Below are 22,858 nucleotides of genomic sequence, written 5' to 3'. Positions count from 1 at the left end.
GCGGGCCTTTTTCCATTTTGAGAGGATCTCTTTCTGCGAACCCGGTCTTCGCGACGCCACGCTGCTCAAGCCGTGCGGATCAAGGAAGACACCAGGTTGTTTTCCTCATTTTGCGTCGTCCGAAAGGGGCGGAGACAGCAAAACTGTTAAAATGGCCACCATGGTGAAACATAGCAAGACACGCCCATTTTCCTCAAGGCCTGGCTGTACCCAGGACGCTCCCGATTTTCCCTCTTCCGCCGACGCCGCACCTGTTCCCGAATTGCATCTCGCAGATCATTTCCTGATTGCCATGCCATCGATGCTGGACCCGATGTTCGGCGGAACGGTCGTCTATGTCTGTGAACACAACACGGAAGGCGCCTTGGGTGTCATTATCAACAAGCCAACAGACATGACGATGGATGTCTTGTTTGAGCGTATCGAGTTGAACCTGGAAACGGGGCCGGGGCGCCCAACTATCGACAAGCAGCCTGTCATGTTCGGTGGTCCGGTGCAGGTCGAGCGCGGATTCGTCCTCCATTCCCTGCACGGAAACTACTCATCAACCATGCCCGTGACGGATGAAGTCGCATTGACCACCTCCAAGGACGTGCTGGAGGCGGTAGCGGTTGGTGACGGTCCGCGTCGTATTTTGGTCAGCCTGGGCTGTGCGGGTTGGAGTGCGGGGCAATTGGAAGAAGAGATCAGTCGCAATGGCTGGCTGACTGTGCGCGCTGATCCGTCCATTATTTTCGACACCCCGGTTGAAGAACGCTTCACCGCAGCGATGAAGCTCTTGGGCATTGACCCGATGATGCTGGCCGGTCAAGCCGGTCACGCCTGACACGAGAGTCTGGTGGAAACAGTACTGGGCTTCGATTTCGGGCTGAAACGCATCGGCGTCGCTGTCGGCAATACCTTGCTGAGGCAGGCCCAGCCGCTTGCCGTGATCGATGCACCAACCAACGACGCCAAGTTTGCCGAGATATCGGCACTGATCCAGGAATGGCAGCCGAAGCGTTGCATCGTCGGCCTGCCAAGCCATCCGGATGGAACCGAGCATGAAATGACAGTACGTTGCCGGCGCTTCGCCAATCAGCTTCACGGCCGTTATGGCGTCGCCACGGTGCTGGTGGACGAACGTTTTTCTTCTGCAGTAATTCCTCAAAAGCGCGGTGAGTCAATCGATGCACAAGCCGCCGCAATAATTTTGCAACAATACTTCAATGACTATGCCGAATCCTAACTTCGATGCCGAAGCACTCTACAAGGTGCTCGCAGAGCGCATCAAAACCGGTGTTGCGCAAGCGAAGAACCTCGCCATTGTCGGTATCTATTCCGGTGGCGCATGGCTGGCTGAAAGGCTCGCGGCGGATCTTCAACTCAATGACCGGCTCGGTTTCATCGACGTGTCCTTCTATCGCGACGATTACGCGGCCAAGGGTTTGCACGCGGAAGTCAAGCCGACCCACATTCCGTTCGAAGTCGAAAACGCGACCATTGTGCTGGTGGACGACGTTCTGTACACAGGCCGTACCACCCGCGCTGCGATCAATGAGCTCTTTGACTATGGCCGGCCGGCGAAGATCATGCTGGCTGCGCTGGTGGACCGCGGCGGGCGTGAACTGCCGATTGCAGCAGACTTCATTGCCGACACGGTGACACTCGCCGACGACCAGCAACTCGTGCTGAAACGGGCCGACGACGGCCGCTTCTCCCTCACGGTGGACCATGCATAACCCGCAATTGAACAAGAACGGAGAGCTGCAACATTTGCTCACCATCGAAGGCCTGCCGAAAGCGGTCATCAACCATATCCTCGATACCGCATCGTCTTTCGTCAGCATTGGCGACCGCGAGGTGAAAAAAGTGCCGCTCATGCGCGGCAAGAGCGTGTTCAACCTGTTTTTCGAAAACTCGACACGCACCCGCACCACGTTCGAGATCGCGTCGAAGCGCCTGTCGGCCGACGTGATCAACCTGAATATTTCCGCTTCCAGCACCAGCAAGGGTGAATCGCTCCTCGATACGATCGATAATCTCGCCGCCATGCATGCCGACATGTTCGTCGTGCGCCATGCCCAGTCCGGCGCGCCCTATCTGATTGCCAAGCACCTGACCGACACCAACCAGCCGCATGTGCATGTGGTGAACGCGGGAGACGGACGTCATGCGCACCCGACGCAAGGGCTGCTGGACATGTACACCATCCGGCATTACAAGAAGGACTTTACGAATCTAACCGTTGCCATTGTCGGCGACATCCTGCACAGCCGCGTTGCACGCTCCGATATTCATGCGCTGACGACGCTGGGCGTGCCGGAAGTGCGCGCGATCGGTCCGCGCACGCTGCTACCGGGCGGACTGGAGCAGATGGGCGTACGGGTGTTCACCGACATGAATGAAGGACTGAAGGGCGTCGACGTCATCATCATGCTGCGCCTCCAGAACGAGCGCATGACGGGCGCGTTGCTGCCGTCCGCGCAGGAATTCTTCAAGAGCTATGGCCTGACACCCGAGCGTCTTGCACTGGCCAAGCCGGATGCCATCGTGATGCATCCGGGGCCGATGAACCGTGGTGTCGAAATCGATTCATCGGTGGCAGATGGCGCACAGGCCGTGATCCTGCCACAGGTGACATTCGGTATCGCGGTGCGTATGGCGGTGATGAGTATTTTGGCGGGAAACTAAAACACGATGAAACTCCAGATCAAGAATGGCCGCCTGATCGATCCGGCCAATGGTATTGACGCGCAACAGGATCTTTATATTGCCGAAGGAAGGATTGCCGCTGTAGGGAAGACACCGGACGGCTTTGCAGCAGAGAAGGTGATCGATGCAAGCGGAATGATTGTTGCGCCCGGCCTGGTGGATCTCAGCGCGCGCCTGCGCGAACCCGGATACGAGTACAAGGCAACCCTCGAGTCGGAAATGCAGGCCGCGATGCAGGGCGGCGTCACCAGCCTTGTCTGTCCACCCGATACCGACCCTGTACTGGATGAGCCCGGGCTGGTGGAAATGCTCAAGCATCGCGCCAAGACCTTGAACAAGGCGCATGTGTACCCACTAGGTGCATTGACTGCCGGCCTCAAAGGCGAGGCGCTCACCGAAATGGCGGAGCTCACAGAGGCAGGCTGTATTGGCTTCTCGCAAGCGGAAGTCCCGATCCTCGATACCACCGTGCTGCTGCGTGCGATGCAGTATGCACAGACCTTCGGTTATACCGTGTGGCTGCGCCCGCAGGATCCTCACCTTGGCAAAGGCGGCATTGCGCATAGCGGACCGGTTGCGTCCCGATTGGGCCTGCCGGGCGTACCAGCGATGGCGGAAACGGTCGCCTTGCACACGATCTTCGAGTTGATGCGGGCAACAGGTGCACGGGTCCATTTGTGCCGGATGTCCTCTGCTGCAGGCCTCGAACTCGTGCGTGCAGCCAAGAAGGAAGGCCTGCCGGTGACATGCGATGTCGGCGCACATCATGTGCACATGACTGACGCCGATATAGGTTTCTTCGATTCCAATGCGCGCATGACCCCACCGTTCCGTGCGCAGCGTGATCGCGAAGCCATTCGCCAGGGACTGCTTGATGGCACGATCGACGTGATCTGTTCCGACCATACGCCGGTTGATGATGATGAAAAGCTGCTGCCGTTTGGCGAGGCTTCGCCGGGCGCAACCGGATTGGAGCTGCTGTTGCCGCTCGCGCTGAAATGGGCTGACGAGTGCCTGGACAAATCGCAACAGCCGCTGCTGCGCGCAATCGGGAAGGTGACGATTGACGCTGCACGCGTACTCGGGCTTCCATCCGGCCAGCTGGCGGTCGGAAGTGTTGCCGATATTTGCGTGTTTGATCCGGCAGCACGCTGGAAAGTCGATGCCAAAGCGCTGGCCAGCCAAGGCAAGCATACGCCCTTCCTCGGCTACGAGGTGGCGGGGCAGGTGAAGTCAACCATCGTCGCCGGACATGTGGCGTACGAGCGCTGACGCCTGCGCATGGCATTCTTTCGCTTACTGCGAGTCATCCTCCATCTGTTTCGCGGCTTGCTGATTTGTGCGCTGGTGTTTCCGCTGATTGATGCAGCGGGACGCCGGGCGCATATCAAGCGCTGGTCGTCCAAACTCCTTGCAATTTGCCGCGTCGATCTGCGCATCGTCCATGATCACGGGGCGCCGGATGCGCCGCGCGCCCTCATCGTCGCCAATCATGTTTCCTGGCTCGACATCTTCGTCATCAACACGATGCACCCGTGCCGGTTTGTCGCGAAGTCCGACATCCGCGACTGGCCGTTGATTGGCTGGCTGTGTGAGAAGGTTGGCACCATCTTTATTTCTCGCGGCAAGCTGCGTGACGTGCGACGAATCTATCAAGGACTGGTCGCCAGCCTGCACGCCGGCGAGCATGTCGCATTTTTCCCGGAAGGCACCACTGCGGCACAAGGCGAATTGCTGCCGTTTCATGCGAACCTGTTCGAGGCGGCGATCGAGGCCGAGGTGCCGGTCCAACCGTATGCGCTGCGTTATGTCGACAAGAACGGGCAATTGCATCCTGCCGCCGACTTTATCGGCGAGATGAGCTTTGCCCAGAGCATGCTGAAAATACTTGGTTCGGCGCCGATGACTGCGCATTTGATTCTTCTATCACCTATCCCCACCAGCGGCGCCTCACATCGCAGGGAACTGGCCGATGCGTCGCATCATGCAATTTCAGCTGCGTTGGGCTATGTCGAACTTGGGCCAACGCTCGCTCAAATCGAACCCGGGCGCTGATACTGCGGGCAGTCGACTTGCAGCACTTCCTTGTCTTCAAGGCAGATCGCGCTAAGTTGCCCACCCCACAGGCATCCGGTGTCAAGGCTGATGATGTCGGACCGTACGATCAATCCCAATGTTGACCAATGGCCGAAAACGACGGTCACATCTTGTGTCTTGCGATCCGGAACTTCGAACCAGCGCAGGTGGCCGGGGATTTCGCTTTCCATGCCCTTGGATGCAGTTAACTCCATCGTTCCGTCGGCAGTGCAGAAACGGATGCGCGTCAACGCATTGACGATGCAACGGATGCGGTCAGCGCCCTGTAGCGAATCGTCCCATTTGGCAGGCTGATTGCCGTACATATTGCGCAGGAATTCCACCCAGTCAGGACTGCGCAAGACCGCTTCCACTTCCCGGGCAAACTCCATGGTTTGTTGGGCAGTCCATTGCGGCAACACGCCGGCATGCACGAACAAGTGATCGTTCTCGAGAATCGCCAGTGGTCGCCGGCGCAGCCAGTCAAGTAGTTCATCACGATCCGGTGCGCGCAGGATGTCGCCGAGCGTGTCAGTGCGATGCTGCGGCCGGATACCTTTCGCGACCGCGAGCAAATGCAAGTCATGGTTGCCAAGCACGACTTCTGCCAAATCTCCCAGTGCACGAATACGACGCAGCGTTTCAAGGGATCGCGGACCGCGGTTCACCAGGTCGCCAAGGAAGATCAGTCTGGGGTTGGTGCATTTTTTATATATCTTCTCAAGCAGTTCATCCAACCGGTCCAGGCAGCCCTGAATATCGCCAATCGCAAAAGTTGTCATACCCAAAAATTGTTGTTTGATAATAAGCAGCACGCCTTTTGTCGAAGAACAATAAGGCCGTATGGGGCGTGGCCTATAAAGTCAATGTGTCCACCGGGCTTTCGAAGCCCTCACCACATTCACTTATACCATGTTAATTCCCGTCATTCTTTCTGGCGGTGCCGGCACGCGATTATGGCCGGTATCGCGCGAGGCGCATCCGAAGCCTTTCATGCGTATCGGTGGCGGCAAGAGCCTGCTGGTACAGACTTACGAGCGTGCACAGGCAGTTTCCCCGCAGAGCGCACCGCTCATCGTCACGAACCGTGAATACTACCTGCGCTCGCACGATGAGCTGGCCAGCCAGCACATCAAGCCTCATTACCTGCTGGAACCAACTGGCCGCAACACTGCACCAGCGATTGCATTGGCTGCACTGTGGGCGGTCCAGCAAAAAAGCGACGCCTGCCTGCTGGTCATGCCAGCCGACCACTTAATCACCGATACGGTCGCTTTCCAGCGTGCCGCGCAACACGCCGAGATGCTTGCACGGGATGGCTTCCTGGTGCTTTTCGGGATCCGCCCGACAGCACCCGAAACGGGCTATGGCTACATCCAGCTATCCGCCAGGGTCAGTCAGCAAGCGCATGCGGTAGAACGTTTCGTGGAAAAGCCCGACGCCGCAACTGCCATGAACTATCTGGCGCAAGGAGACTACGTCTGGAACAGCGGCATCTTCTGCTTCAAGGCCAGCGTCATGCTCGACGCACTTGCTGACTACAACCCTTCCTTGCTTGAGGCCGCCCGGGAAGTCTGGGAGACGACAAAAACCGAGGGCGACAAGACAGAGCTGCCGCCGAGCTTCGAGCAGCTCGAGAACATCTCCATAGACTACGCAGTGATGGAGAAGGCAAAGAACATTGCCGTCGTTCCCGGCGAATTCGGGTGGAGCGATATCGGCGCATGGAATGCAGTGGCAGACATGATCCCTGCCGATGAAAAAGGCAATACGAGCAACAACTGCAATCCCATTTTCATCGACAGCCGTAACACCTACGTCGACTCCAAGGACCGTTTGGTTGCCGTCATCGGCCTCGACAACGTACTCGTCGTCGATACCCCCGATGCCTTGCTCGTGGCGGACAAATCCAAGAGTCAGGAAGTGCGTCAGGTCGTCAATCTGCTCAAAGCCAGCGGCCACGACGCACACAAGATTCACCGCACAGCCGTTCGCCCGTGGGGCACTTACACAGTGCTTGGCGAAGGGGCCGGCTTCAAGATCAAGCGCGTGGTGGTCAAGCCGAAGCACTCCCTGTCGCTGCAGATGCACCATCACCGCAGCGAGCACTGGGTCGTCGTCTCCGGCACCGCCAACATTACCGTGGGCGACACGACGGTCCTGATGAGCCAGAACCAGTCCACCTACATCCCGATCGGCGCACGCCACCGGCTTGAAAACCCCGGCATCGTCGATCTTGTCCTGATCGAAGTCCAGTGCGGAAGTTATCTGGGCGAGGACGACATCGTCCGGTTCTCGGATTGCTACGGACGCACATGATGCCCGTTTGGGGCAGCCTGTTTTTTTCACGAATACACCAGCAGAAAAAGAGGAAGTCGAGAATGCTTATGAAGACAAAAACGAACAAGGTTGCACTGATCACCGGAGTGACAGGGCAGGACGGCGCATATCTGGCGGAACTGCTCCTGGCAAAAGGATATGAAGTCCATGGCATCAAACGGCGCACATCCTTGTTCAACACCGATCGCATCGACCACCTCTACCAGGATCCGCATGAGCCCGATGTCCGCTTCAAACTGCACCACGGCGACCTGACCGACTCCACCAGCCTGATTCGCATCATCCAGGCAGTGCAACCGGACGAGATCTATAACCTCGCCGCGCAAAGCCACGTAGCGGTCTCGTTCGAGGAACCTGAATACACGGCGAACTCCGATGCCCTTGGTGCACTGCGTATTCTTGAAGCAATTCGAATCCTCGGCCTCGAGAAGAAGACCCGCTTTTACCAGGCATCCACTTCAGAGCTCTACGGCCTGGTGCAGGAAATTCCGCAGAAGGAAACGACTCCTTTCTATCCGCGCAGTCCCTATGCCGTGGCGAAGCTGTATGCGTACTGGATCACCGTGAACTACCGGGAGGCATACGGCATGTACGCCTGCAACGGCATCCTCTTCAATCACGAAAGCCCAAATCGCGGCGAGACCTTTGTGACGCGTAAGATCACGCGCGCACTGGCACGCATCAAGCTTGGCTTGCAGGATTGCCTTTACCTTGGCAACCTTAACGCCAAGCGCGACTGGGGACATGCACGCGATTATGTCGAGATGCAGTGGCTGATGCTGCAGCAGGATCAGCCGGAGGATTTTGTGATTGCGACCGGGGTGCAATATAGCGTAAGGGATTTTGTGAATGCTGCCGCGACTGAGCTCGGCATGGAGATCGAGTGGGACGGCGAGGGCGTAAATGAGAAAGGCTACGGCCCGAACGGCAAGTGCATCGTCGCGGTCGATCCGCGTTATTTCCGTCCTGCTGAAGTGGAGACATTGCTGGGCGATCCCTCGAAAGCGAAAAATAAACTGGGCTGGCAACCAAAGACGACTTTTGAGGAACTTGTTTCAGAAATGGTCCGAGAGGACTTGAAGTCGGCTGAGCGGGATGAGCTCGTCAAACGGCATGGGTATAACGCATTTAATTATCATGAATAGATGCGTTTCTCTAATGACATCTGAGGAGGGAGGGCAGTTTTCTTTCCTAACTGACAGCCCTCTGGCTTACTCGAGCCTTACATAATGTGACCAAAAACTGGACCGTTGAAGGAAAAACGGCATAAGTAAATTTTGTCCATGCGGTAAAATCATGGGTTGCCATATTTGCAGAGGCTTCTCATGATTCTAGTAACCGGTGGTGCCGGATTCATCGGCTCTAACTTCGTACTTGATTGGATAAATGTCGTCGGTGAGCCGGTCGTCAATCTCGACAACCTGACATACGCCGGCAACGTCAATAACCTCGCCGCGCTAAAAGACGACAGCCGTCATCAATTCGTCCAAGGCGATATCTGCGATACCGAGCAGTTTTCCTCACTGCTGCGCGTACATAAACCGCGTGCGGTTGTCCATTTTGCCGCCGAAAGCCACGTGGATCGCTCGATCCTTGGGCCTGCCGAGTTCATCCGGACGAATATCAACGGTACCTTTTCCCTGCTCGAAGCGACCCGTGCATACTGGAGCGCACTGCAGGAGCCGGAAAAAAGCTCATTCCGCTTCCTGCATGTTTCGACAGACGAGGTGTACGGCTCCCTGGAGCCAAACGACCCACCCTTTACCGAAACAACCGCGTATGCGCCGAACAGCCCGTATTCCGCAAGCAAGGCAGCGAGCGACCATCTCGTGCGCGCATATCACCACACATACGGCCTGCCGGTACTTACCACCAATTGTTCCAACAACTACGGGCCCTATCATTTCCCGGAAAAACTTATCCCGCTGATGATCGTGAATGCGCTCGCGGGGAAGTCGCTGCCCGTGTATGGCGATGGCAAGCAAGTACGTGACTGGCTGTACGTCAAGGATCATTGCAGCGGGATTCGGCGCGTACTCGAAGCGGGACGTGTCGGCGAAACCTACAACATCGGCGGCTGGAACGAAAAAACCAATCTTGAAGTGGTGAACACCCTTTGCGCAGTCCTTGATGAGTTACGCCCACGGCATGACGCCAAGAGCTATTCCGAACAAATTGCCTATGTAAAGGACAGGCCGGGACATGATCGCCGATACGCCATCGATGCCACGAAAATCGAACGGGAGCTCGGATGGAAACCTGCAGAGACGTTTGAGACAGGCATTCGCAAGACAGTGCAGTGGTATCTCGACAACGCCGAATGGGTGAGCGACGTGCAGTCGGGCGCCTACCGCGAATGGATCAGCAAGAACTACGCACGGTAATGCAAATGAAGATTCTTCTCCTCGGTCGGGATGGGCAAGTTGGCTGGGAATTGCAGCGCTCGCTTGCCCCGCTCGGTGAACTAGTGACAGCGGGACGGCAGCAGGCAGACTTGAGTCGCCCTGACACGCTGCGCGCTCTTGTGAGAGACATCCAGCCGAGCGTGATCGTCAACGCCGCGGCATACACCGCGGTGGACAAGGCGGAATCCGAGCTCGAACTGGCTCGCCGCGTCAACGCGGAGTCGGTCGGCGTTCTCGCGGAAGAGGTGCATCGGCTCGGCGCCTGGCTGGTGCACTATTCGACGGACTATGTGTTCGATGGCACCAAAGACTCGCTATATACCGAAGACGACGCGACGAATCCGCTATCTGCTTATGGCAGGACGAAACTCGAAGGTGAGCAGCTTGTTCGTAGTGCTCAAGCCAAACATCTGATCTTCCGCACGAGCTGGGTCTATGCGGCTCGTGGAAGCAACTTCGCAAAGACGATGTTGAGGCTCGCTAAAGAACGCGAGGAGTTGAAGGTCGTCGCCGACCAGTACGGCGCGCCAACCAGCGCGGAGCTGATTGCCGACGTCACCGCACTCGCGCTGTATCGCATCCATGCATGTGGCGACAAATCTGATTCGCTCAGCGGCACCTATCATCTTGCCGCGAGCGGTGAGACGACCTGGCACCAATATGCACACTACGTGCTGGAGTTGGCGCAGGCAAAAGGTGCTCACTTGAAGGTGGCGCCTGCGGCCATACAGCCTATTCCTTCGAGCGCTTATCCGCTTCCAGCGGAGCGCCCGAAAAATTCGCGGCTTAGCACGGCAAAGCTGGCAAATACTTTTGGTGTTGATCTGCCTGACTGGCGCTATCACGTGGCGCGGCTGTTGACAGAAATCACGCTATAGAGGGGACTATGAAACGCAAAGGAATTATTCTCGCCGGCGGATCCGGCACTCGGCTGTACCCGGCGACCATGGCAGTCTCCAAGCAGCTGCTGCCAGTTTTCGATAAGCCGATGATCTATTACCCGCTCAGCACTCTGATGCTGGCCGGTATCCGTGACGTGCTCATTATTTCGACACCACAGGACACGCCGCGTTTTGAGCGGCTTCTCGGCAGCGGCGCGCAGTGGGGAATGAACCTTTCCTATGCGGTACAGCCGTCCCCGGACGGTCTGGCACAGGCCTTCCTGATCGGTAAGGACTTCATCGGGAATGATCCGTCCGCACTCGTCCTTGGCGACAATATTTTTCATGGTCATGATCTGCAGCGCCTGCTGGAAAACGCGAAACAAAGGGATTCGGGAGCGACCGTTTTTGCATACCACGTGCACGACCCCGAACGGTATGGGGTCGTTGAGTTCAATGACGATGGCAAGGCAATCAGCCTGGAAGAAAAGCCTGAGGTGCCAAAGTCGAACTACGCAGTGACCGGCCTCTATTTTTACGACAGCCAGGTCGTCAGCATTGCTAAGGACCTCAAGCCTTCCCCGCGCGGCGAGCTCGAAATCACCGACCTGAACCGATTTTATCTGCAGCAAGGAAGCCTGTCTGTCGAGATTATGGGACGCGGCTACGCTTGGCTAGATACGGGCACGCATGAATCATTGCTTGATGCCAGCCAATTCATCTCGACGCTCGAGGCACGGCAAGGGCTCAAAGTGGCGTGTCCAGAGGAAATATCCTACCGGCAGAAATGGATCGATGCTGCGCAACTGGAAGCACTTGCGCGTCCGCTCGCAAAGAACGGGTATGGAAGATACCTGCTGCAAATACTTAACGAAAAAGTGTTCTAGTAATGAAAGCGAGTCCACTTGCAATCCCCGACGTTATCTTGTTCGAGCCGCGCGTATTCGGCGATGACCGCGGTTTTTTCTTTGAAAGCTTCAATCAACGCGAGTTCGAGCAGGCGGTCGGTCGCAAAGTGGCTTTCGTGCAAGACAATCATTCCCGTTCTACAAAAAACGTTCTGCGCGGACTTCATTATCAAGTTGGGCGACCACAAGGGAAGTTAGTTCGTGTAGTTACTGGCATAGTCTTTGATGTGGCAGTCGATATTCGGAGATCGTCGCCGACATTTGGAGCGTGGGTTGGAGAAATACTTAGCGAAGAAAACAAAAAGCAATTATGGATTCCAGAAGGGTTTGCTCACGGGTTTTTCGTGATATCCGACCAAGCAGATTTTCTTTATAAAACGACTGAGTTCTACGCTCCCGAATTTGAGCGCTGCATCGCTTGGAACGATCCTGCTATTGCGATTGAATGGCCCAATTTGTTGAGTGAACCTGTTTTATCTGCAAAGGATAAGAAGGCTCTTTTATTAAATGATGCCGAGAAAATGTGACTGATTCCCCGGTGTAAACGAAGATCTCGGAACCGTTTTTAAATGTCTGTATGGAGTTGAAGGAATAGCTTTTTTGGCTTTTTTCTGAGTTCTCCCTGCTGTTCTGAATCAGAATAACTTTTTTTTGTTGGCTGAAAGGAATTAAGGGTTGCACTTTTTCTTGCAATGGAACTAATCACAATTTCTGCGCTGGGAATTTTTTTTCTGCTCTTTTCGGTATTTAGCTCAAACCGATTTTCGTATAAATGCCCCTTGTTGCGGGCACCATTGAACATGAAGCTGTTAACGACATCCTTTGCCATGCTCCGCAAGGAATATAGGTCGTTTTCGAAAGCATAAATTGCGTAAAGCTCTATTTATATTAATTACAGGCGCTAATGGGTTAATAAGTGTCGTAGTTCTAATGTTGCTTTTATCGGGATCGATCCCATTAGTCGATGTAAGTGTAGCACTGGAATTGAATACGAGCCTTCAGCTTACATTAATGATGGTTACAGTATTTAAGTTGGGAGGCGACGCAATAATTTTGTCGCAATGCCTCAAGCCGGAAGTTGGGTATAACTATCGCCTTCACTTTAGAAAAATTGCCATAATAGTTGCTGCGGGGTTTTTCGTTATTGTTTATTTAAACGGACTCGTATTTGGTTCAATTCTTTTGGTGGCCGCTTCTGTTGATACATACTCCGTATTGAAAATATCTGAGTTGAATGCAAAACAAAAGCCCATAGTTGCCTCGTTTTCGAGTCTGTTCTATGTGCCTATTTCGTGCATCTTCCTATTTTTAATGGGGGGGCGCCAGGAAATGGTACCGTTTGTAATTTTAATGGGAAGCGTTGGAAGATTGAGCTACCTTCTAATTGTTCAGGCATTTTTTCATCATGGAGCAAAGGTTACATTTTTTATCGATGTACCACCACTTTCAATGATGTTGATCCAACAGACTTTGAATTTTGTCATATTTCGTTCCGACCAAATTCTTATCGGCATGCTGTACAAGAGCGGACGTGTGACGGAATTTGTTGGGGGCGGTTTAGTGTGGGCTAAAGCCGTCGAGTTCTACACTGCTGCTACACTTTTAATTGCCGCTGTAGTTTACCCAACACTTGTTACCGGGCGATCTTTAGCGTTAAAAAGAGCTAAAGCTATTTTCAAGACCAACGTATTGTATGTATATGCCTGTGCCTGCTTAATGATTTTTGTTTTTGCCTTGATGGCAGGATTTGTAATAAAAAACTATCTTGACTATCGGTTTTTGCCGTTTTTTCTCCAAGCTTGTTTGGTTGTGCCAGCAAATCTTATGACGTATATATTATTTAAGGCAAATAAGATTGACATTACAATCAAGTCTGCGCTTACCGCGATAATTTTTTCTGCTGCTTTTCTTGTCGCGGCATTAATGCTCGATATCGAGTTTATGATGTTATTTTTGGGATTCGTTCAGCTTGCTATCTATTTGCTTTCAGGGGTTATATTCAGTGGAGGGGAAAATATAGTAAGCAAACGGTGTGCTAAATAGGTTGTCTCATATTCAACCTTGGTAGAAGGCGGCTGTGAAAAACCTTTTTTATTTCTCTGCAATTTGCCTATTTTTTCTTGCGGCGATTATCCCTAACTCATTGCAATTTGCTACTGCTGTGTTTTTGGTGGTGTGCTCAGTATTTGCTCTTGTTTTGATGAAGTGGACGCGATCATTAGTTGTGATTCTTTGCATTTATTGCCTGAGCGCGCTGACAACTGTCTTTTATATGCTGCTTGGCCTATCCGGCGGGGCGACGGTCGAGGCAATTGCGCAAACTTCAGTCGTATATATAGTTTCCCCTTTGCTATGGATACTTGTTTGCGGGGCGTTGAGCGAGTGCTTGAGTGATGACAAGGCAAAATCGTGGATAGTATTATTCTCCTTTCTCGCTATTTTAAGTGTAGCAATTTTCTTTTATCTATTTATAAATTTTGGGGAAAGTGCCGTTTCTATATTTCAGCAGTCGCCAAACATTGATATGAATGGCGGATATGTTGGCGCAACAATGCATGTGTATGGCTCTTTAATCTTCTTCACAGGGGGGCTTTTCACATCACCATCTATTGTGAAGGGGAAATTTTTAAGATTTTGCCTTTTATCATGCCTTGTCATCGTTGCATTAACTTCAGGACGCTCTGCGCTGATTCTGGCGATTCCGGTTGGCGTTGTGGTTGGTATGGTATTTTATCCCCGGCAAAAAGCGACAAAAGTCGAGAATTTTACCCTTGGTCTCGGATGGCTTCATCTGTTCCTTTTTATTATTTTTGGTTTCGTGGCGATACTCTCTTTTATTCATTGGAGCGGTATTGATTTAAGCTTAATATTCGGGGTTTTTTTGGATAAATTGTCCTCTGGTGGAGGAGATGCGCGAGCCGAGCAATTTGCGGCCCTTTTGGAAGGTATATTAAGCTCTTACGGAATGGGGCACGGGCACGGAATTGGCGTAAGTTATCTCAGAAACGAAGAGTTTCCGTGGAGATATGAATTAGTTTGGTTTGCCACCCTTCTACGCGTCGGAATATTGGGAGGAATTATTTATATTATTCCGTTTGTTTTGTATATTTATAAAGTTGTATCGGCATGGTGGCGGTATGAGCTCTCTGAAATGGAGGTGTTCATGTTTGGCGGGTTTATTTGTGCGTTGCTGGCATCAAATACGAATCCGTATATCGAGGGCTTTACATTTCAGTGGATGTACATATTCCCGGTTGTGCACTTCCTAATTTTTCGGCCAATATTAAGCACTTCTATGGTAGAAAATAACGGCTCGCGTCTATAGTAGTGCTAGCTTCGGACGTTTTTATGAGATCCCCGACGGGCTGTCTGATATGAAGTGGTGAAGTTTCCCACATTAGTTAAGTTTTACGCATATCTTCAGACATTCTTGTTTTACTGAGTGATTTGCGGAAATCGTTTTGTCAAATGGAAGGACTATTTTGGGTTTAATCCCGAGAGAAGTAGAAACTTAAAATAATGCTAAAGATACTTGCACTTACGAAATACGGTCGCCTAGGTTCTTCCTCGCGCTTGCGATTTTTGCAATACATTCCATGGCTACGGCAAGAGGGGATAGAGGTTGTCACTCACCCGTTGCTTCCCGACGAACTCTTGCAGGAACGTTATAGAAATGGTGGATATGACCTTCAGTCGCTAATCCGGGCATATGCAGAGCGCTTCCAAATGCTATGGCGGCGTTCTGCTTTCAACTTAATATGGATTGAAAAGGAGGCTTTGCCCTGGGTGCCTTTATGGCTTGAGCAAACCTTATTGCGTGGCGTTCCATATGTGTTGGATTATGATGACGCGGTTTTTCATCAATACGACCAACATCGCTTTCTAGCAGTTAGGCTGCTTTATGGTCGACGTCTCGATCGACTTATGGCAAAAGCCGCATTGGTCGTCGCTGGAAACAACTACTTAGCGCAGCGCGCTCGTGATGCCGGCGCAATATGCGTCGAGGTGGTGCCAACAGTAATTGACTTAAATCGCTATCCTAGCAGTATAAAGGCGTCGGATATTGGTGAGCCTCCGCGTATCGTATGGATTGGCTCACCCTCAACGGCACAATACCTCGAGTTGCTGCGCGAACCACTAAATAGCCTGAGTGGACGGCTCCCTTTCATATTCAGAGTAGTAGGCGCAAGTGCGCCTGATTTGGGAAATGTGCAGGTTGAGGAGGTTAGTTGGACAGAAAGCAGTGAGGTGGCGTCGATACACGCTTGTGATGTTGGTGTGATGCCCCTAGTTGATTCATTTTGGGAGCGGGGTAAATGTGGTTATAAATTAATTCAATATGCCGCATGTGGCCTGCCCGTGGTCGCGTCTAATGTGGGTGCTAACTCTGAAATCGTACAGCAGGGGAAGAACGGGTACTTAGCCGAGACCCCGACTGACTGGAGCGAGGCATTAGGTGCATTACTACTCGACAAAAGTTTGCGCAGTCGATTGGGATCGACCGGTCGCGCCATGGTTGAGCAGACGTACAGCATTCAGCAAACCGGAGCGAGGATGGCTAAGCTCTTACGGTTAATCGCTGCTAGTTACCGATGAAATCGGGTAAATACTTTAACTAAAAGCTTCTAGTAACAAGAAAACCGTTGCGCAAATGAGAAAAATCCATTCATCAAATGTTACGCATCAGGCTGCTGCAGCAACTTCCCCGCGCGTGCTCATTTGCACAACAGTGCCTGAAACGTTTGCAACCATACTAAAAGACCAGCCACGTTACTTGAGTCGATATTTTAACGTAGCGCTAGTGACAAGCTTAGGGAAAGGTTTCAGGCGGATGAGTCGGAGCGAGAACCTTGCTGTCCATGTAGTGCCAATGGTGCGTGGTATTAATGTCTTGAGTGACTTCGGGTCTCTCGTACGGATGGTATGGGTGCTACGGCAAGTGAAGCCAGAGTTGGTGCACTCGTATACGCCTAAGGCGGGATTAGTGATGATGCTGGCCGCGTGGTTTTGCCGTGTCCCAGTAAGAGTGCATACTTTTACGGGTCTCATTTTCCCGACCGCCGTGGGGCATCGCCAGAGGTTGCTAATATGGATCGATAGGCTAATTTGCGCTTGCGCGACTCATATTGTCCCAGAAGGCAAGGGTGTGCAGAGAGATCTGGAGCGTTTTTGTATTACACGCAAGCCATTGCGTACAATCGGCTACGGAAATATCGCCGGAGTAGATACGCATCATTTCTCACCTTTCATGTCGATAGTTAGTGTGAACGCCGCCAAGTTAAAAGCGCAACTTGGCGTTGGTGCTAACGAGTTCGTATTTTGCTTCGTTGGGCGCCTGAACAGGGATAAGGGACTTTCCGAATTAATCGCGGCCTTCATGGCACTTCCGCCCACTGCTCGACTAATATTGGTTGGGAGTGTCGATGAGTCAGCGCCTGTTGACTCGACTACGTTAGCGGCTATCGGATGTCATCCCCGTATTCACCATTTGGGTTTCTTAAATGATATTCGTGCTGCTCTTCGAGCGGCCGATGTCTTGGTTTTGCCAAGCTACCGCGAAGGTTTCCCAAACGTTGTATTGCAGGCGGGGGCTATGGAATTGCCTGTCATCGCAACGGATATCAATGGATCTAATGAGGTAATTGAGGCTGGTTACAATGGCTGGCTAGTGCCATCGCGTAACTCGCAAGCGCTGGAAGAGGCGATGCGTCGAGCGATGCAAACACCAACGAGCCGGCTTCGTAAGATGGGAGAGCGGGCAAGATCACGTATACAGCAACGCTATGAACGACAGCAGCATTGGGATCGTCTGGCTACGTTTTATCAAGACCTTCTAGGCGCTAAATGAGTAGGAAAATTCTTGTAACAGGTGGAGCCGGTTACATTGGCTCGCATACGGTACTTGCTCTTTTAGAGGCTGGATATCAGGTACTAGTCTTGGATAATCTCTGCAATAGCACAGCTGAGTCACTGCATCGCGTTGCACAAATATGCGGCAAAACGCCGGTCTTCTATCGAGGCGATATCCGCGATTCTGGGCTACTGAATAAGCTTTTTGACGAACATCGTGTCGAAGCGGTGTTGCACTTCGCCGGCCTGAAGGCGGTGGGTGAGAGTGTCCAAAGGCCAGTAGACTATTATCACAATAACGTGACTGGTACGATAGAGCTATGTCGGGCAATGATTAAGGCCCAAGTGTATCGGTTAGTGTTCAGTTCGTCGGCTACGGTATATGGAGAGCCGACAAAGATACCAATTAACGAGGATGCGCCGACCGGGGTTCCCACAAATCCTTATGGTCGTTCCAAACTTATTGCGGAAGAAATCTTACAAGACTTGGCTCGATCTGACTCACGTTGGCGTATCGCGTTACTCCGTTACTTCAATCCGATCGGCGCCCATCACAGTGGGCTAATAGGGGAGGATCCGCATGGTATCCCCAATAATCTTCTCCCGTATATAAGTCAGGTAGCAATTGGTCGCTTGGAGACACTGCCGGTGTTTGGCTCTGATTACGCCACACACGACGGTACAGGGGTGCGCGACTATATTCATGTCGTCGATCTGGCCAGCGGGCATATCAAAGCTCTCGATGCTCTTGAGCGAACGACCGGCCTTGAGGTCTGGAATTTGGGAACGGGACGTGGTTATAGTGTCCTGGAAATGATACGTGCTTTCGAACGCGCTAGTGGTAAGTTGGTTCCATATCAAATCGTTGCGCGCCGTCCAGGAGATATAGCGGAGTGCTGGGCCGATTGCACAAAGGCTTCAAAGGACCTGGGTTGGAAAGCTGAACGTGGGTTGGATGAAATGATGCTCGATGCATGGCGGTGGCAACTGCGCAATCCCCAAGGGTATTGCAAGCGGATTGAAGTGGATGTGAACGATGTTAGGCGAGATATATGAAGCGTGTTTTTGATGTGGTATGTGCCGGCTTAGGATTATTCCTGCTTGGCGTGCCGCTTCTTCTTTTAAGCTGGCAGGTGAGCCGAAAACTCGGTAGGCCAATATTTTTTAGCCAAATTCGTCCGGGGCTGCATGGCAGGCCGTTTCAGATGGTCAAGTTCCGGACAATGACGAATGCATATGGGGCCGACGGTCAGTTGCTACCAGACTCGGATCGCCTAACGGATTTTGGTCGATTCTTGCGCGCGACGAGCCTTGATGAGTTGCCGGAGCTGTGGAATGTTTTAAAGGGTGACATGAGTTTAGTGGGACCGCGTCCACTTCTTATGGAATATTTACCCTTGTATTCGCCAGAACAGGCGCGCCGTCATGAAGTTCGTCCCGGCATTACAGGATGGGCACAAGTTAACGGCCGCAATACCCTAAGTTGGGAAGCTAAGTTTAAGCTTGACGTTTGGTATGTGGACCACAGGTCACTTTGGCTCGATCTCAAAATTCTTTGGCTAACTGTTCGCAGAGTGATTGCGCGCGATGGCATCAGTGCCGCGGGCGACGCTACAATGCCAAAATTTACGGGCAATATAAATACGAGTGGTTCACATCAAAAAGGAAGGCGATGAAGCGATTCGCTGTTTTTGGTGCTAGTGGTTGTGGGCGTGGTGTCATGCCTTTGGTTCGCCAACAGCTACAGGTTGAATCCCAACCTTGGGACTTGGTATTTGTCGATGATAACTCGCCCAGACGAGAGCTTAACGGACATAGAGTATTGACTTATTTGGAGTGGCTAGCGGAGCCAGCTGCATCGCGGCACATAAGTGTTGCAATTGCGAATAGCAAAATACGCGAGAAGCTTGTGATCCGCTGCCGCGGCGATGGCGTGGAGTTTTTTGATGTGAGAGCCCCGAATGTTGTCGTGATGGACGAAGTGGAAATCGGCCCTGGTGCTGTGCTATGTCCCTTTGTTACCCTTACTAGCAATATTCGAATCGGCCAGCACTTTCATGCAAATCTCTATAGTTATGTGGAGCATGACTGTGTCATCGGCAATTTTGTGACCTTTGCACCAAGCGTCTGCTGTAACGGTAATGTGATCGTGGAAGATCATGCTTACATCGGTACTGGCGCCGTCTTGAAGCAAGGTAAGCCAGGCGAGCCGTTGGTGATTGGTCGTGGCGCAGTAGTAGGGATGGGGGCGGTAGTGACCAAGAGCGTTGCCGCAGGAACTACGGTTGTCGGTAATCCCGCACGGGTAATGGAGCTACGTGCAAAATAATACTTGCTTGAGAGTCTTATGCTGAATATCGCATTTTCACCTTGGCCAAACTTTACGGATGAAGAAGCATGTGCCGTCGCACAAGTGCTTCTTTCAAATAAGGTTAATTATTGGACCGGTAGCGAATGCCGAGAGTTCGAAAGGGAATTCGCCAATTGGTGCGGCACGCAGTATGCCGTAGCGTTAAGTAACGGCACTTTGGCACTCGATGTGGCATTGAAAGCTTTGGGAATTGGTCCAGGTGACGAGGTCGTGGTTACGCCCCGCACATTCATCGCCAGCATCTCATGTGTAGTAAACGCAGGAGCAATACCCGTATTTGCTGACGTAGAGCCTGATAGCGGTAACATTTCCGCCGCAACCATTGAGAGAGTGCTTACGTCGCGTACACGAGCAGTGATTTGCGTACATCTGGCAGGCTGGCCATGTGACATGGATCCCATCATGGCGTTGGCTAAAACCCATAATATCAACGTGATCGAGGACTGTGCGCAGGCGCATGGAGCTCGTTACAAGGGTCGGAGCGTGGGCGCTATTGGTCATGTTGGTGCATGGAGCTTTTGCCAGGATAAGATCATGACCACAGGTGGTGAGGGGGGGATGGTCACTACCAACGATGAAGCTCTTTGGCGCCGTATGTGGTCGTTCAAGGATCATGGCAAAAGTTACGAGGCAGTGTATGAACGTCAGCATGCGCCAGGCTTTCGGTGGCTACATGAGAGTTTTGGTACTAACTGGCGCATGATGGAGATGCAGGCAGCGATCGGCCGTATTCAGTTGCGTCGACTGGCGGAGTGGACGGCCTTGCGTACGAAATATGCTGCAGCGATCTGGAATACTTGCCGCAAATTCAGCGCACTCCGCGTGCCAAATTTTCGGTGTAACAGGGCTTCCGAGTGTAGTTCACATATGGAGTGCAGCGAGTGCGTACATGCGCACTATAAGTGCTACGTATATGTTAGGCCCGAACGGTTGGCGGATGACTGGTCGCGAGACCGCATAATTGATGCTATCAACGCACTCGGGGTGCCGTGTTACCAGGGTTCTTGTTCTGAGGTCTACCTCGAAAAGGCATTCGACAACACTGGGTGGCGTCCTGCGAAGCGATTGCCTGTCGCGAAGACATTGGGTGAAACCTCGCTGATGTTCTTGGTTCACCCTACGCTCACAGATTCGGAAATAGTTAAAACTTGCAGGGCAATTGAATCCGTTATTGAAATGGCGCAAACGAAAGGCTAGGCCGAATCATATAGGCCGCCAAAACAATTGGACCAATAAAAGGTTCTTTTTCCAGAGCCAGTTATTCTATGTTTCAAACTAATAAGCATTTGTCAGTGCGGAAATACTTATGCAATATCTATATATTTTTCGTAGTGGCCGCAAATGAAATCATTTGTTGAACTCCCGCGCTTCTATAAACAGCTAATTGCCGTTTGGGTAGATCTGCTTTTCCTGCCGCTAACGTTTTGTGTGGCGGTCTATTTGCGATATGACTATAGCGATGTTGCTCTTCTCAAACAGTACGGTTGGATTATTGTAGCCGCACCATTGGTTGCTATCCCGATTTTTATTCGTGTTGGCCTATACCGCGCAGTTATCCGCTATATCGATCAGAAAATCATATACGTTGTAGTCCTCGGCGTTACTCTTGCCGTTCTAGTTCTGTTTGCAGGCGTAGCATTTACAACCCAAATGGCCGGAGTATCGCGAGGTGTTTTTGGCATATACTGGGTAAGCGCAATAACGTATATCGTAATAAGTCGATTTATTGCGCGTGGTTATTTATTGCATACAACTGGTTTGTATAATGGTAAGCCCATAGCAATTTACGGCGCCGGCAGGGCAGGAATGCAGCTCGCAAGTGCACTACGTGCAGGACACGAGTATATTCCAGTTGCGTTTATTGATGACAATAAAGCGCTTCATGATACGCTTATCGCCGGCATCAGAGTATATTCGCCAATCACTCTGGAACATTTAGTTGCCAAAAAAGGAATTGCGGAAATTTTGTTGGCAATGCCGTCCATAAAACAAGCACAGCAAAAGCGAATACTTGAGCGATTAGAATCACTTAAACTAAAAATTAAAGTCACTCCTGCAATTGCGGACCTAGTTAATGGCGAGTTACGGGTACAAGATATACGCGAAATAGAAATTGAGGACTTGCTTGGGCGCGATCCAGTCGTGCCGGATAGTCGATTGATTTCTGCGTGCATTACTAATAAGACAGTACTGATTACAGGGGCGGGCGGGTCCATTGGTTCGGAATTGTGCCGCCAGATCATTAGATTGCGGCCTAGACGCCTCATAATGTTGGACCTCTCCGAGTTCGCACTTTACTCGATTGAGCAAGAATTAAGGGCACTCCAGAATAAGCTCCAGATAGACGTTGAGCTGGTTCCGTTTTTAGGCTCCGTCCTTGAGCAGGTTAAGTGCGAAAAAATTCTGCATCATTTTTCTGTCGAGACGATTTATCACGCAGCTGCATATAAGCATGTTCCCTTAGTTGAACACAATCCAATTCAGGGCATACGTAATAACGTATTTGGTACAGTGGCGATTGCTCAGGCCGCGCTTGCTACAGGCGTGTCATCATTCGTTCTCATTTCTACAGACAAGGCTGTGCGGCCTACGAACGTGATGGGAGCGACGAAACGTTTAGCTGAGCTGGTTTTGCAGGCTTTCTCAAGGCAAGAAACCAAGACACGGTTTTGCATGGTGCGTTTCGGGAACGTGCTTGGTTCTTCGGGCTCTGTTGTGCCACTGTTTCGCAAGCAAATTTTAGAGGGGGGGCCAATTACAGTAACACATCCGGAAATTACACGTTACTTTATGACTATTCCCGAGGCTGCTCAATTGGTCTTGCAGGCGGGAGCGATGGGGGTGGGGGGCGAGGTTTTCGTTTTGGACATGGGAGAGCCAGTCAAAATAGTCGACCTAGCAACACGGATGGTGCATTTAAGTGGTTTAGAAGTCCGGAGCGATGCTAATCCTGATGGCACGATTGAAATAAGCCATGTGGGATTAAGACCTGGGGAAAAGCTTTTCGAGGAGTTGCTAATTGGTGATAACGTCGAGGGAACAGAACACCCGCTGATCATGTGCGCTAAAGAAGCCGAAATCCCATGGCAAACTCTACGTCTTTTATTGGCCGAACTAGAATGCGCCTGCAACGATTTTAACCTCGAAAAAGTTCGTGAGCTATTATTGCGATCCGTTTCGGGCTATACACCTCAATGCGGCATTGAAGATCTTATTTGGCGACGGCAAAATCAAACAGGAACAACACATGAAAATGTGGTGACTCTTGCTAGAAAGAACCAATGATATCGTAGAAAATCGCAATAAATATTGTTTATTAACGTTGCAAGGGTA

General features: G+C 51.9%; 23 protein-coding genes. 21 read left to right on the top strand and 2 right to left on the bottom strand.

Translation table 11 applies throughout. The features are described from left to right. The first annotated feature begins 151 nt into the window (after positions 1–151). Genes ACYVIA_RS03640 through ACYVIA_RS03615 form a run of 6 tightly spaced genes read left to right on the top strand, consistent with a single transcriptional unit; the run spans position 152 to position 4,749 of the window. A complete protein-coding gene (locus ACYVIA_RS03640) occupies positions 152–826 on the top strand; it encodes a YqgE/AlgH family protein (RefSeq protein ID WP_460837974.1) in 675 nt (224 codons plus the stop codon). A gap of 12 nt (positions 827–838) precedes the next feature. Then, entirely contained in the window at positions 839–1,228 is a 390-nt protein-coding gene (gene ruvX / locus ACYVIA_RS03635) for a Holliday junction resolvase RuvX (protein WP_460837972.1), read from the top strand. After that, complete coding sequence (gene pyrR, locus ACYVIA_RS03630) at positions 1,209–1,721, top strand: bifunctional pyr operon transcriptional regulator/uracil phosphoribosyltransferase PyrR (RefSeq protein WP_460837970.1); 513 nt, start codon at positions 1,209–1,211, stop codon at positions 1,719–1,721. The genes ruvX and pyrR overlap by 20 nt, the downstream gene beginning before the upstream one ends. Next, positions 1,714–2,673, top strand: a complete 960-nt coding sequence (locus ACYVIA_RS03625) for an aspartate carbamoyltransferase catalytic subunit (RefSeq protein WP_460837968.1) — start codon at positions 1,714–1,716, stop codon at positions 2,671–2,673. The genes pyrR and ACYVIA_RS03625 overlap by 8 nt, the downstream gene beginning before the upstream one ends. A 6-nt stretch (positions 2,674–2,679) precedes the next feature. Further along, on the top strand, positions 2,680–3,966 hold the full coding sequence (locus ACYVIA_RS03620) for a dihydroorotase (protein WP_460837966.1): 1,287 nt from the start codon (positions 2,680–2,682) through the stop codon (positions 3,964–3,966). Positions 3,967–3,975: 9 nt separating this feature from the next. After that, complete coding sequence (locus tag ACYVIA_RS03615; protein WP_460837964.1) at positions 3,976–4,749, top strand: lysophospholipid acyltransferase family protein; 774 nt, start codon at positions 3,976–3,978, stop codon at positions 4,747–4,749. On the opposite strand, the gene ACYVIA_RS03610 is transcribed toward ACYVIA_RS03615, so the two are convergent. After that, positions 4,728–5,552: a symmetrical bis(5'-nucleosyl)-tetraphosphatase gene (locus ACYVIA_RS03610; RefSeq protein ID WP_460837962.1), complete on the bottom strand. Its 825-nt coding sequence runs from the start codon at positions 5,550–5,552 to the stop codon at positions 4,728–4,730. The genes ACYVIA_RS03615 and ACYVIA_RS03610 overlap by 22 nt on opposite strands. A gap of 130 nt (positions 5,553–5,682) precedes the next feature. Between ACYVIA_RS03610 and ACYVIA_RS03605 the strand changes: the two genes are divergently transcribed. From ACYVIA_RS03605 to rfbC, 6 genes are all read left to right on the top strand, one after another. Further along, positions 5,683–7,089, top strand: a complete 1,407-nt coding sequence (locus tag ACYVIA_RS03605) for a mannose-1-phosphate guanylyltransferase/mannose-6-phosphate isomerase (RefSeq protein WP_460837960.1) — start codon at positions 5,683–5,685, stop codon at positions 7,087–7,089. 62 nt (positions 7,090–7,151) lie between these two features. Then, positions 7,152–8,255 carry a GDP-mannose 4,6-dehydratase gene (gene gmd, locus ACYVIA_RS03600; protein WP_460837959.1) on the top strand — a complete coding sequence of 368 codons (1,104 nt, stop codon included), beginning with the start codon at positions 7,152–7,154 and terminating at the stop codon, positions 8,253–8,255. Positions 8,256–8,435: 180 nt separating this feature from the next. Continuing rightward, a complete protein-coding gene (rfbB, locus tag ACYVIA_RS03595) occupies positions 8,436–9,494 on the top strand; it encodes a dTDP-glucose 4,6-dehydratase (protein WP_460837957.1) in 1,059 nt (352 codons plus the stop codon). 5 nt (positions 9,495–9,499) lie between these two features. Further along, positions 9,500–10,393 (top strand): dTDP-4-dehydrorhamnose reductase, encoded by an 894-nt coding sequence (rfbD, locus tag ACYVIA_RS03590; protein WP_460838707.1) that lies wholly within the window; start codon positions 9,500–9,502, stop codon positions 10,391–10,393. Between the two features lie 8 nt (positions 10,394–10,401). Beyond that, on the top strand, positions 10,402–11,283 hold the full coding sequence (rfbA, locus tag ACYVIA_RS03585) for a glucose-1-phosphate thymidylyltransferase RfbA (protein ID WP_460837955.1): 882 nt from the start codon (positions 10,402–10,404) through the stop codon (positions 11,281–11,283). A 2-nt stretch (positions 11,284–11,285) separates the two neighbouring features. Continuing rightward, on the top strand, positions 11,286–11,831 hold the full coding sequence (gene rfbC / locus ACYVIA_RS03580; protein WP_460837954.1) for a dTDP-4-dehydrorhamnose 3,5-epimerase: 546 nt from the start codon (positions 11,286–11,288) through the stop codon (positions 11,829–11,831). A 38-nt stretch (positions 11,832–11,869) separates the two neighbouring features. Here rfbC and ACYVIA_RS03575 read toward each other — a convergent pair whose 3' ends face one another. Then, positions 11,870–12,133, bottom strand: coding sequence for a hypothetical protein (locus ACYVIA_RS03575; RefSeq protein ID WP_460837952.1), 264 nt, complete (start codon positions 12,131–12,133; stop codon positions 11,870–11,872). A 155-nt stretch (positions 12,134–12,288) separates the two neighbouring features. Between ACYVIA_RS03575 and ACYVIA_RS03570 the strand changes: the two genes are divergently transcribed. From ACYVIA_RS03570 to ACYVIA_RS03530, 9 genes are all read left to right on the top strand, one after another. After that, complete coding sequence (locus ACYVIA_RS03570) at positions 12,289–13,347, top strand: hypothetical protein (RefSeq protein ID WP_460837950.1); 1,059 nt, start codon at positions 12,289–12,291, stop codon at positions 13,345–13,347. Positions 13,348–13,381: 34 nt separating this feature from the next. Then, positions 13,382–14,629, top strand: coding sequence for a hypothetical protein (locus ACYVIA_RS03565; RefSeq protein WP_460837949.1), 1,248 nt, complete (start codon positions 13,382–13,384; stop codon positions 14,627–14,629). 194 nt (positions 14,630–14,823) lie between these two features. Then, on the top strand, positions 14,824–15,900 hold the full coding sequence (locus ACYVIA_RS03560; RefSeq protein ID WP_460837947.1) for a glycosyltransferase family 4 protein: 1,077 nt from the start codon (positions 14,824–14,826) through the stop codon (positions 15,898–15,900). A 55-nt stretch (positions 15,901–15,955) separates the two neighbouring features. Beyond that, complete coding sequence (locus tag ACYVIA_RS03555; RefSeq protein ID WP_460837945.1) at positions 15,956–17,152, top strand: glycosyltransferase family 4 protein; 1,197 nt, start codon at positions 15,956–15,958, stop codon at positions 17,150–17,152. Further along, complete coding sequence (galE, locus tag ACYVIA_RS03550; RefSeq protein WP_460837943.1) at positions 17,149–18,210, top strand: UDP-glucose 4-epimerase GalE; 1,062 nt, start codon at positions 17,149–17,151, stop codon at positions 18,208–18,210. Before ACYVIA_RS03555 ends, galE begins: the two co-directional genes overlap by 4 nt. After that, the gene (locus ACYVIA_RS03545; protein ID WP_460837941.1) at positions 18,207–18,830 is read left to right on the top strand and encodes a sugar transferase; all 624 of its coding nucleotides are present in this window, start codon (positions 18,207–18,209) and stop codon (positions 18,828–18,830) included. Before galE ends, ACYVIA_RS03545 begins: the two co-directional genes overlap by 4 nt. Further along, the gene (locus tag ACYVIA_RS03540; RefSeq protein WP_460837940.1) at positions 18,827–19,483 is read left to right on the top strand and encodes an acetyltransferase; all 657 of its coding nucleotides are present in this window, start codon (positions 18,827–18,829) and stop codon (positions 19,481–19,483) included. The genes ACYVIA_RS03545 and ACYVIA_RS03540 overlap by 4 nt, the downstream gene beginning before the upstream one ends. Before the next feature lie 18 nt (positions 19,484–19,501). Beyond that, positions 19,502–20,722 carry a DegT/DnrJ/EryC1/StrS family aminotransferase gene (locus ACYVIA_RS03535; RefSeq protein ID WP_460837938.1) on the top strand — a complete coding sequence of 407 codons (1,221 nt, stop codon included), beginning with the start codon at positions 19,502–19,504 and terminating at the stop codon, positions 20,720–20,722. Positions 20,723–20,866: 144 nt separating this feature from the next. Next, entirely contained in the window at positions 20,867–22,810 is a 1,944-nt protein-coding gene (locus tag ACYVIA_RS03530; protein ID WP_460837936.1) for a polysaccharide biosynthesis protein, read from the top strand. Positions 22,811–22,858 lie beyond the last annotated feature (48 nt).

Source organism: Noviherbaspirillum agri, assembly GCF_054780595.1.
Note: the sequence above shows the minus strand (reverse complement) of the source record. Positions and strands in the feature narration are given on the sequence as shown.

Excerpts from the sequence above, each read along its gene's own strand:
- ACYVIA_RS03615 (WP_460837964.1), top strand. The coding sequence starts at position 3,976 with ATGGCATTCTTTCGCTTACTGCGAGTCATCCTCCATCTGTTTCGCGGC.
- ACYVIA_RS03625 (WP_460837968.1), top strand. The coding sequence starts at position 1,714 with ATGCATAACCCGCAATTGAACAAGAACGGAGAGCTGCAACATTTGCTC.
- ACYVIA_RS03555 (WP_460837945.1), top strand. The coding sequence starts at position 15,956 with ATGAGAAAAATCCATTCATCAAATGTTACGCATCAGGCTGCTGCAGCA.
- ACYVIA_RS03575 (WP_460837952.1), bottom strand. The coding sequence starts at position 12,133 with ATGGCAAAGGATGTCGTTAACAGCTTCATGTTCAATGGTGCCCGCAAC.
- ACYVIA_RS03610 (WP_460837962.1), bottom strand. The coding sequence starts at position 5,552 with ATGACAACTTTTGCGATTGGCGATATTCAGGGCTGCCTGGACCGGTTG.
- ACYVIA_RS03535 (WP_460837938.1), top strand. The coding sequence starts at position 19,502 with ATGCTGAATATCGCATTTTCACCTTGGCCAAACTTTACGGATGAAGAA.
- ACYVIA_RS03605 (WP_460837960.1), top strand. The coding sequence starts at position 5,683 with ATGTTAATTCCCGTCATTCTTTCTGGCGGTGCCGGCACGCGATTATGG.
- pyrR (WP_460837970.1), top strand. The coding sequence starts at position 1,209 with ATGACTATGCCGAATCCTAACTTCGATGCCGAAGCACTCTACAAGGTG.
- rfbB (WP_460837957.1), top strand. The coding sequence starts at position 8,436 with ATGATTCTAGTAACCGGTGGTGCCGGATTCATCGGCTCTAACTTCGTA.
- galE (WP_460837943.1), top strand. The coding sequence starts at position 17,149 with ATGAGTAGGAAAATTCTTGTAACAGGTGGAGCCGGTTACATTGGCTCG.
- rfbD (WP_460838707.1), top strand. The coding sequence starts at position 9,500 with ATGAAGATTCTTCTCCTCGGTCGGGATGGGCAAGTTGGCTGGGAATTG.
- ACYVIA_RS03620 (WP_460837966.1), top strand. The coding sequence starts at position 2,680 with ATGAAACTCCAGATCAAGAATGGCCGCCTGATCGATCCGGCCAATGGT.
- rfbC (WP_460837954.1), top strand. The coding sequence starts at position 11,286 with ATGAAAGCGAGTCCACTTGCAATCCCCGACGTTATCTTGTTCGAGCCG.
- ACYVIA_RS03560 (WP_460837947.1), top strand. The coding sequence starts at position 14,824 with ATGCTAAAGATACTTGCACTTACGAAATACGGTCGCCTAGGTTCTTCC.
- gmd (WP_460837959.1), top strand. The coding sequence starts at position 7,152 with ATGCTTATGAAGACAAAAACGAACAAGGTTGCACTGATCACCGGAGTG.
- ACYVIA_RS03530 (WP_460837936.1), top strand. The coding sequence starts at position 20,867 with ATGAAATCATTTGTTGAACTCCCGCGCTTCTATAAACAGCTAATTGCC.
- ACYVIA_RS03545 (WP_460837941.1), top strand. The coding sequence starts at position 18,207 with ATGAAGCGTGTTTTTGATGTGGTATGTGCCGGCTTAGGATTATTCCTG.
- rfbA (WP_460837955.1), top strand. The coding sequence starts at position 10,402 with ATGAAACGCAAAGGAATTATTCTCGCCGGCGGATCCGGCACTCGGCTG.
- ACYVIA_RS03540 (WP_460837940.1), top strand. The coding sequence starts at position 18,827 with ATGAAGCGATTCGCTGTTTTTGGTGCTAGTGGTTGTGGGCGTGGTGTC.
- ACYVIA_RS03640 (WP_460837974.1), top strand. The coding sequence starts at position 152 with ATGGCCACCATGGTGAAACATAGCAAGACACGCCCATTTTCCTCAAGG.